This is a genomic window from Cupriavidus sp. 05N38, from assembly GCF_056397345.1.
Genome location: NZ_JBFTNF010000072.1, coordinates 22,978 through 32,157, shown reverse-complemented (window position 1 = coordinate 32,157; position 9,180 = coordinate 22,978). Strand labels below are relative to the sequence as shown.

Annotated in this window: 9 protein-coding genes; 7 read left to right on the top strand and 2 right to left on the bottom strand. The window is 56.5% G+C overall.

The genetic code is table 11. The annotated features are described in order from the left end of the window. The 6 genes from AC1DK4_RS34470 to AC1DK4_RS34445 all read left to right on the top strand — a co-directional run. A partial coding sequence (locus AC1DK4_RS34470; RefSeq protein ID WP_477132072.1) for a glycoside hydrolase family protein occupies positions 1–1,094 on the top strand: 1,094 nt, incomplete at its 5' end. Continuing rightward, positions 1,051–2,031, top strand: a complete 981-nt coding sequence (locus AC1DK4_RS34465) for a lysozyme inhibitor LprI family protein (protein ID WP_477132071.1) — start codon at positions 1,051–1,053, stop codon at positions 2,029–2,031. The genes AC1DK4_RS34470 and AC1DK4_RS34465, both read left to right, overlap by 44 nt. Before the next feature lie 203 nt (positions 2,032–2,234). Beyond that, entirely contained in the window at positions 2,235–2,687 is a 453-nt protein-coding gene (locus AC1DK4_RS34460) for a lysozyme inhibitor LprI family protein (protein ID WP_441650057.1), read from the top strand. A gap of 385 nt (positions 2,688–3,072) precedes the next feature. Beyond that, positions 3,073–3,669 carry a hypothetical protein gene (locus AC1DK4_RS34455; protein WP_441650058.1) on the top strand — a complete coding sequence of 199 codons (597 nt, stop codon included), beginning with the start codon at positions 3,073–3,075 and terminating at the stop codon, positions 3,667–3,669. Between the two features lie 37 nt (positions 3,670–3,706). Further along, positions 3,707–4,282, top strand: coding sequence for a hypothetical protein (locus tag AC1DK4_RS34450; protein ID WP_441650059.1), 576 nt, complete (start codon positions 3,707–3,709; stop codon positions 4,280–4,282). Positions 4,283–4,367: 85 nt separating this feature from the next. Further along, the gene (locus tag AC1DK4_RS34445) at positions 4,368–4,967 is read left to right on the top strand and encodes a hypothetical protein (protein ID WP_441650060.1); all 600 of its coding nucleotides are present in this window, start codon (positions 4,368–4,370) and stop codon (positions 4,965–4,967) included. A gap of 490 nt (positions 4,968–5,457) precedes the next feature. On the opposite strand, the gene AC1DK4_RS34440 is transcribed toward AC1DK4_RS34445, so the two are convergent. Together AC1DK4_RS34440 and AC1DK4_RS34435 are read right to left on the bottom strand one after the other, a co-directional pair. Then, complete coding sequence (locus AC1DK4_RS34440; RefSeq protein ID WP_441622201.1) at positions 5,458–6,585, bottom strand: acyl-CoA dehydrogenase family protein; 1,128 nt, start codon at positions 6,583–6,585, stop codon at positions 5,458–5,460. Between the two features lie 29 nt (positions 6,586–6,614). Further along, on the bottom strand, positions 6,615–7,817 hold the full coding sequence (locus AC1DK4_RS34435; RefSeq protein ID WP_441622203.1) for an acyl-CoA dehydrogenase family protein: 1,203 nt from the start codon (positions 7,815–7,817) through the stop codon (positions 6,615–6,617). Positions 7,818–8,165: 348 nt separating this feature from the next. On the opposite strand from AC1DK4_RS34435, the gene AC1DK4_RS34430 reads away from it, so the two are divergent. Further along, positions 8,166–9,146, top strand: a complete 981-nt coding sequence (locus tag AC1DK4_RS34430) for a Bug family tripartite tricarboxylate transporter substrate binding protein (RefSeq protein ID WP_441622205.1) — start codon at positions 8,166–8,168, stop codon at positions 9,144–9,146. Positions 9,147–9,180 lie beyond the last annotated feature (34 nt).

The window sequence follows — 9,180 nt, the reverse complement described above, 5'->3', positions numbered from 1 at the left end:
ATACCGGCATCACCCTGCATTCACCGCATGAGTGGGTGGACTTCAAGCTGATCGAGTCCAAGCCAACGGGCGAAGGCTACGGCAACATCTTCACCACCGCGGCCCAAATGGCTGCGTTCCAGGGCGGCGAGCTGGCGCTCACCGATGCGCAACTCGACGGCCCCATGCGCGAGGTCTTCGCCAGCCTCGATACCATCCCCGATCACCGACTGACCCTGGGGGAACTGCGGGCTGCCCAGCGCAGCCGCGGCAAGCTCGGCGAACTGTCGCGATTGATCATTCGCTATCCAAGCGAATGGAAGGCCGACCCGGCGAGCTGGGATGCCTGGGACAAGAACGTGCCGCCCACGGCCCGGGCCGCCTGGCAAAGCGAGAAGGCGCGGATTGCCAAGCTGGTGTGGTGGGATGCCGTCGCGGGGAAGGTGGAAGGTTTTCCTGTTGATTCGTTTGTGTTTCATGTTCATCCCGTGGCTTTGGTTGGGAACTTCATGCGATTTGCTGCAACCCGGCTCTCGGAGAAGGGGATTTGGTTCATCTACAGGCAGGAAGTGCGCGCAGGTAAATCCAATAGGCTTCATTGGCCGGGCCGAGCAAGTGGCGTAACGCTAGGTCCAGGCTATGACATGAAAGAAAGGAGTGCCGCTAGTATACGAGCCGACATGATGGCGATTGGCTTATCGGAATCTATCGCGACCAGCCTTTCTAAGGGATCAGGTCTGACGGAGACTCAGGCCCAAAAATTCGCGCAAGACAATTCGGATCTGCTTTCACTCAATCAGCAGCAGGAATTTGCATTACTCCACCACATCGTACCGCACTACGAAGAGAAGGTCCGTAATTCCATAGAAATCGATCTCGCTCAACATGAGTTTGATGCACTGACATGTTTTGCTTACAACGCTGCCGGGAGATGGGATAGCGTTACGAGGCTCGTAAATGAAGGGGACGTGCCCGCGGTCACGGCCAAAATAAGAGAGGGGGTGAAATCGAATGGAAAAACGATGCTTGGCCTAGTTCTGAGAAGAGAGGACGAGGTGAACCTATTTGTTCATGCTCGATACGAATTTCAGGGCAGTAAGATTGATTTCAAATAGTCATATTTCTTGCCTAAGAATATTTGATGCGAACCAAGCCATCGTGAACAAAACTGTCATTAATTCTCAATTTCGACTCGAAAGAATGAGCGCTATAGTGTTCCTGCGTAGGGCCATAATAATTCCCCTAGTACTATTATTATTTCTGACTGGATTATTCACTCCACCCGCGAAGTCTGCATCAATCCCTGACGAGTTGATCGGAAAGTGGGAGGTGGTCGAGGTTCATGTAAATACAAATTACGGCGGCGCTATTAATTATGGATGGGACGCGCCGATGCTAATGTGGCGCATCTTTGATTTTCGCGTGAATTGGATCGCAGGGAATGCACCAGAAATCTATCGTATATGTGAAAACCCAAAGGCAAGAATCATTCCAATCACTGTGGATAACCTTCTGAAAGCTAGCCTCGGCGGCTACAGTGCGGACTCCGACGCATCGCCAGTCCTTGACTATCAACTCGGATTGCCAGCGGGGAAGGTTGTAGATGTGACCGGCATTACCTGCACTCGAGAACCATGGGAAGCGGGAGTGGGATTTGAAGACCCCGCTTTCCCTTCTGTCCCGCGCGGCGCTTGGATTTTTTTTATTGATGGCAAGAAGATCGCTTTGCGTTGGTACGATCAGACTATCCTAATTTTGACCAAGATCGTCCCGGGGACCGCGCCCTCCCCATCATTCTCTTGCTTTCATGCCAGACCTTCCGCAGAAAAAGCTATATGTCGTTCCCACGAACTGGCTGGTTTGGATAAAAGCATTGCCCGTGCATACAGCCTGTATTTAGCGGAAGGGAAACAAATTCCGTTCGACACAACTGAAAATGTGCGGCGGCATCGTTCCTGGCTGCACGAGCGCAATGCTTGTGGGGGCAATGGCGCTTGCCTGGCAAAGACGATGAAAAATCAACTGGGGTGGCTTTCCTCGCTTCTCAATTGAAAACAGCTTGAATATATGTCTTGTCAGAAATGATGCGAAAGCCTAAGCCAGCGGTGGCTGGCATGGGGAATGATGCTGACGAACTAATTTTCTATATCGAAGACACGTCAAGTATAAAACCATATGATGGTGGACGGCAGTGTGTTGCTTATCTAAGAAAGAATAGATAAAACTATTTTCCCGCTACTTGCAAATGTAATGCCATGAATTTTTCATTAAAAGATCAGATTAAATATACTTTTTATTTAATTGTATTTGTATTTTTGCCTGGCGTGCAGGCTAGCGATCTCGACTGCGTTTCACCGAGGTACAGTGCCGATATTTACAAGTGTTCAGCTATAAGTTACGCCAAAGCGAAATCGAATCTCGATTCTGCGTATAAGTCACTTAATAAAAGATTGAATAGGCAGTATGAAAGAGAGCCCAATCTCTTAATGGAAATAAAAAATAAAGTAATTTCCTCCCAAGAAACTTGGAGAAAAATGAAATATTTTGACTGCGAAATGGAAGTTATGCAGATAGAGAATAAGTCGGAGGCGTTTGAGACTACGCGTAATAACTGCCTCGCGCGGCTGTCTGAGGTTAGAGCAATGTATCTGAAGACTATCTCTCCAGACTGGCCACCAGAGCAAGGTAACGCTGCAAGCAGCAAGTAGATTATCGAATACAAGTACCTGCCGGTACGTTCAATTATTCGTTACTCGAGCGAACGGAAGGCTGATGGTAAGAAATGATGTGGAGCCCGGTCACGTATTGTTTGGCGATGACAAACATCCAAACGTCGATTCTCGCGGTCGAGGTATCTTACAAGAAATACAGCGGGATCGATGTCACAAGCGTACCGTCCAAGGTAGAGGATGATGCGCATTTTGCAACGGATTCATCAGGCTGGTACTGGTGGACAAGAGACATAAATGCGTTAGCAGATGTCAACAATCCTGCCCGCGTAACTAAGAAAATCAACCCCGTCATGAAAGACATAGATCGAAGGCGAGTCGCGGCTCGTAGGGCTTTTATGGCAATAAATCAGGGGGTCGAACCATGCAACAAAAACTGGAATGCAAAACTAAATATTTCTCACGGTTGGTGACGAAATCACTGGTGATAATTAAATTTTTTTGTATTTCGTCTTTTTCGTTCTCACAGACCGGCTTTGCTTCTCAGAAAATCGAAGACGTCCATGCGGATAGCATAAAGAATGGGTGTTCTGTGATATTCCAAGAAGCGGCACCTTCTATGTCTGAGTCCTTATCGGAAGCGGTTTCAGGAAATGTTGATGTCGGGTGGTCGTGTGAGGACGGTACTGCCGTAATTATTGACACCTATGAAAAGGAGGGAGGGGCCCCGGAAATATTATCATCTTTCATTAGAGGTGATAAATGCATTGCGGTGTTGGTGAGGTGGAGTATTTATTCTCGTGCCTCGTCTTTTAATGGGAATATGTATAGGATATTAATTTATCGTTATGGTGAAAATATCTCGGGAGACCCTTTTTTCGTTCGAAGGGAGTTTCTTGGTAAAAATAAGGTGGGCTGGGATGGAGTCAAAAATGGAAGGCGTGTGAGATTCTCTCTTAATACAGAAAAGAAAATAAACAGGGAGTTGGACAGCAGGGGGAAATTGATCGGCTGCGATTGATTTAATAAGTACCTGATGTGACTATCGGTGTGATTTTATGAAAAAACGATTTGAATATCATATTGAGTTCATCCAGCGGGTGGCGAGGTGGGGTATTTTTGTTGTTTATCTCGTGGGGTTTGGAGGCATAAGACCTGCACATTCATTCGAGGCAGAGATTGGCGAAATTTCTATCGGGAATCGGGAGAAATGGTGTCTGGTATCCTTCAAGCATAAAAATTCCGAATCCAATAAAGACGGGTTGGAAATTTCCGCTACGCCAATCGAAATGACCCTGGAGTGTGCCAATCAGCCATCCATCCCGATCGATACCTATGAAATCAACGGCGGCGCACCCCATATCGCCGAAGCATTTGTTAGGAGGGGGAAATTCCTTGTTGTCCTGGTTAGATGGCACGTGAACTCAAAATCGGCGGATTTTGGGGGTGATTTTTATCTGGTCAATATATACCAAATAGATCTAGGGAATTCTGTGCATCCTCTAGTGAGACGCGACGACATATTGGGTAAGTTGGCAAAGGGATTGGACGGAGAATTAAGCGGAAATCCCGTTAATTTTCCGCTAAAAGATAAGAAGTCAATCTCGAAGAGGCTTGAGCGTCTGGGGCTTTAAGGAGCCGTAGAAAGAAGGCGATTATCCAGCGCTCCGCCGTTTGTAGTGCCAGACAAGAGGGTTCCTAATTCGCGAGGAGTCAGCGATGAAGATTGCCGGTTCTACAGGCTGTAAGGCCCTTTCGTTCTTCATCTGTTTGGTTCTTGCCGCGGCGGTCAACGGCCAGCCACTTACGGAAATAACGAATTTTCAGCGGAGTGACACTCAGATAAAAATCAATTGTGCGAATAGAAGAGGTCATCTCAATTGCGGAATATACAGTGCTGACAAGCAAGGGGATGCAAAATTATTTGATTATTCTGCGGCGCCGGCCAGTATTTCGCTTGTGGAAGGGATATTTGTGATGTTGTTCCCGTGTGGGACGCAGTGTTCTGCCACTTACTTTTATAGAAAAAATAAGGGGTTGGCCGGCCCTTTTCCACTGGTGGAAGTCTATGACTTGGAATTCGGAGTGGCATTGGGAATATCGAAAAATCCGCTCCCAATATATCAAATCTATCCAAGTAGAAAGAATTCGGTAATCGGGTCGATTCGACTGAACTTACCGCGAGAATTGGTTAATGTTCCGGGCGCAATTAGCGATGTGAGACTGGATAACCATAAATTTATTATAAGTTATGTCGATCGCCACGGAGATGCGGTCACGTTCGTTTATCCAGTACGGAGAACTGATAAGGCGGACTAACTGAATTACACGAGGCGGAAAATCGATTGTTTCTGCGCCAGGTCATCTCAGATAGAAAATGTAAGTCCCTCCAATGGTGTGTGACTGTGAAACTACCTCATCGCCTACTGCTCGTCGGCCCACTGGCCTTACTCTCCATTTTGGCGGCTGCTGCGGATCCTGGTGTCTACCGGCCGGTTTTCAAGGACTACAAAGACTGGACACTGACCTGCGACAACGGTAAGCGCTGCTACGCCGACCACTATGGGGACGGCGCGACTGTACCGACCTTGCTCGTCATTCCCAGTGAGGATCATCCAGATCCTGGCGGCTGAATGACCGTTGGGGAGAGCGATCGGGAGAGCCATCTTATTCGGTATCCGAAGTCCCCGACCGAAGGCGATAGCAACTGGCCGGAGGACTGAACTGGCGCATGCAGACCGGCCCGCCCGGCAGAGCAAAAAGACACGCATTGCCGAGCGAGCGCAGGCGCAAGCGCCGATTGCTCAACCTACCCCACCATCACCTCCCCATACCGCTGCACATGAAAATCGCTATCCCCCAGCAGCGGGTCGATCATCGTCAGCCGCTTGAAGTAATCCCCAACCTCAAGTTCATCCGTCATCCCCATCCCGCCATGTAGTTGCACCGCCTGCTGGCCGACGAAGCGGCCGGCCTTGGCGACCACCACCTTGGCGCCGCTGAGCATGCGGCGGCGCTGCGCGGGATCGGTTTCGTCGAGCGCTTGCGCGGCGACATAGGCCATCGACAACGCCAGTTCCTTCTGCACCAGCATGTCGGCCATGCGGTGCTGCAGGGCCTGGAACGCGGCGAGCGGCTTGCCGAACTGCTGGCGCGTGCGCAGGTATTCGCCGGTGATCTCGATCAGCCTTTCCATCGCGCCGGCGGCTTCGGCGCATAGCGCGGCGATGCCGTGGTCGATGCCGTGCGTGAGCGCGGCCAGGCCGTTGCCTTCGCTGCCTACCAGCGCATCGGCGCCGACCGTGGCGTTCTGCAGCGTGAGGTCGGCGGCGCGCAGGCCGTCCATGGTGGGGTAGCCGCGCACGGTCAGGCCGGGCGCGTCCTTCGGCACCAGGAAGAGCGACAGTTCGTTGCTGCCGGCGATGCGCGCGCTGACCAGGAAGGCATCGGCGGCTTCGCCGTGCCAGGCGAGTGTCTTGGTGCCGTTGAGCTGGTAGCCGTCGCCCTTGCGCTCGGCGGCCGCGCGCGCGCTTTCGGGGCGGTAGCGGGTGGTGGGCTCCAGGTAGGCGAGGGTGACGATGCGCTCGCCGCTGGCGATGGCGGGTAGCCATTCTTCCTTCTGCGCCGCGCTGCCGTAGGCTGCCAGCACGGCGGTGGAGATGACCGCGGCGGGCGTGACCGGCTCGAGCACCAGGCCGCGGCCGAGTTCGCGCTGCACCACCAGCTGGCTGGCTGCGCTTTCGCCGAAGCCGCCGTACTCGGCTGGCACGGTCAGGCCGAGCACGCCCATCTCGGCCAGTTGGGCCCAGGTGGCACGGTCGAGGCTGGCGCCGTCGCGCGCGCTGGCGCGGCGCTTGGCGAAGGTGTATTCGGTATCGATGAAGCGGCGCAGGCTGTCCGCCAGCATCTGCTGCTCTTCGCTGTAATTGAAGTCCATGGCTGTGCTTGTTCCTTCTGTCCCGGCGTTCAGAAACCCAGGATCATCTTGGAGATGATGTTCTTCTGTACTTCGGTGGCGCCGCCGTAGATGGAGGTCTTGCGCATGTCGAAGTACGTGGAGGCGGCGGGCGCGGCCCAGTCCGGTGCGTGCTGCGGCATGTCCGCAGGCGTCTCGCCCGCTTCGAGCCAGCGAGGCGAGTACGGCCACGCGCTGGGGCCGGCCACTTCCATCTGCAGCATGGCCAGGTCCTGCTGGATTTCGGAGCCGCGGATCTTGACGATGGAGGCCTCGGGGCCGGGCTGGCCGGCGGACTGCGTGGCCACGCGCAGCAGCAGCATTTCCAGCGCCATGATGTCCATCTCGATGCGGGCGATCTTGTCGCGCATGCGCACGTCGTCGATCAGCGGCCGGCCGGCGCCGTCGGTGGACTGCGCCGCGTAGTGCTTGAGCTGGCGCAGTTCGCGGTTGCAGTGGCCGATGCCGGCGATGCCGGTGCGCTCGTGGCCGAGCAGGTACTTGGCGTAGGTCCAGCCGCGGTTCTCTTCGCCGAGCAGGTTGGCGGCCGGCACTTCCACGTCCTCGAACCACACTTCGTTGACGTCGTGGCCGCCGTCGAGCGTGACGATGGGGCGAACCGTCACGCCCGGCGTCTTCATGTCGATCAGCAGCATGGAGATGCCTTCCTGCGGCTTGACCTCGGAGTCGGTGCGCACCAGGCAGAAGATCCAGTCGGCGAAATGCGCCATCGTGGTCCAGGTCTTCTGGCCGTTGACGATGTAGCGGTCTCCCTTGCGCACGGCGCGCGTCTTGAGCGAAGCCAGGTCGGAGCCGGAGCCGGGCTCGGAATAGCCCTGGCACCAGAAGTCTTCCACCGTGGGGATGCGCGGCAGGAAGCGTTCCTGGTGCTCGGGGCTGGCGTACTTCATCAGCACCGGGCCGATCATGGTGAGGCCGAACGGCAGCAGGCGCGGCGCGCCGGCGCGGAAGGTCTCGATCTCGAAGATCAGGCGCTGCAGCGGGGTCCAGCCGGTGCCGCCCCATTGCCTGGGCCAGGTCGGCGCGCCCCAGCCTTGCGCGTGCAGCACGCGGTGCCAGCGCACGTAGTCGTCTTTCTCCACGCGCTGGTGCGCCAGCACCTTGTCGCGGATATCCGCCGGCAGGCTGGCCTGCACGAAACTCCGAACCTCTTCGCGGAACGATTGCTCCGCGGCGTTGAAACGCAAATCCATCTGCTTGTCCCCTCGGTTGGGAAGGCCGGCCGCGGGCCGCGCGCACATGCGCCACGGACCACGGTCGCCTCCGCGATACGGTGCTCCGATTCTATGGGGGGCAGGGGATTCGCTGGTTCCGCAATGGCAAAGCCGCTCTTCGGCCTGCCGGAAGCGTTCGGCCGCGCCGGGCCGCGCGCCGCCAAGGGTTTGCACCAGGGCGCGCACCTCCTGCGTCATGCCGGCGCTGCTCCCCGCCGTCCCGAACACGGCCTTAAACAAATCCAAATGGCGCCCCTGCGGCGCCTGACTCACACTGGCGCTGTTCCATCGCAGCAACATCACAATTAACGCCGAGGAGACAGGCGAATGTCACGCTGGACCACACGTTGCACCAGGCTGCTCGCGCTCTGCGGCTTGCTGGCGGCCACCGCAAGCGCGTTCGCGGCTTATCCGGACAAGCCGGTGCGCCTGGTCGTGCCCTTCCCGCCGGGCGGCGCCACCGACCTGCTGGCACGCGAGGTCAGCCATGCGCTGTCGGTGCGGCTGGGCCAGCCGGTGGTGATCGAGAACCGCCCCGGCGCGGGCGGCAATATCGCCGCGGTGTCGGTGGCGCGCGCGCCGGCCGACGGCTATACGCTGTTTTTCGGCACGTTCGGTTCGCTGGCCGTGAACAAGAGCCTGTACGACAAGCCGGGCTACGACCCGCTCAAGGATTTTGCGCCGGTAGCCTCGGTGGCCTACCTGCCCAATGTGCTGGTGGTGCATCCGTCGGTGCCCGCGCGCAACGTGGCCGAACTGATCGCGCTGGCCAAGCGCGAGCCCGGCAAGCTGAGCTACGGCTCGTTCGGCAACGGCTCGTCCTCGCACCTGGCGGGCGAGCTGTTTACCCACATGGCGGGCGTGCGCATCGACCACGTGCCGTACAAGGGCAGCGCCCCGGCCATGACCGACCTGATCGGCGGGCGCCTGACCATGATGTTCGACAGCATTTCCACCGCGCTGCCCTATGTGCGCGACGGCCGCGTGCGCGCGCTCGGCGTGACCACCGCGAAACCTTCGGACCAGTTGCCGGGCGTGCCAACGCTGGCCGCCGCGGGCGTGCCCGGCTACGAGCTGACCGCCTGGTTCGGCGTGGCCGCGCCGGCCAATACGCCGCCGGCCGTGGTCGACCGCCTCAACGCCGAGATCGTGGCCGCGCTGGCGCAGCCCGAGCTGGCCGCGCGCCTCGCGGCGCAGGGCACGGTGCCGTTTCCGTCCACGCCGGCGCAGTTCGGCTCATATATGCGCAGTCAGTACCAGAAGTGGGATGGCCTGATCAAGTCGGCCGGCATCCACCTCGACCAATAAGCTTGTCCGCAGCCGGTGTCCTTCGGGCACCGGC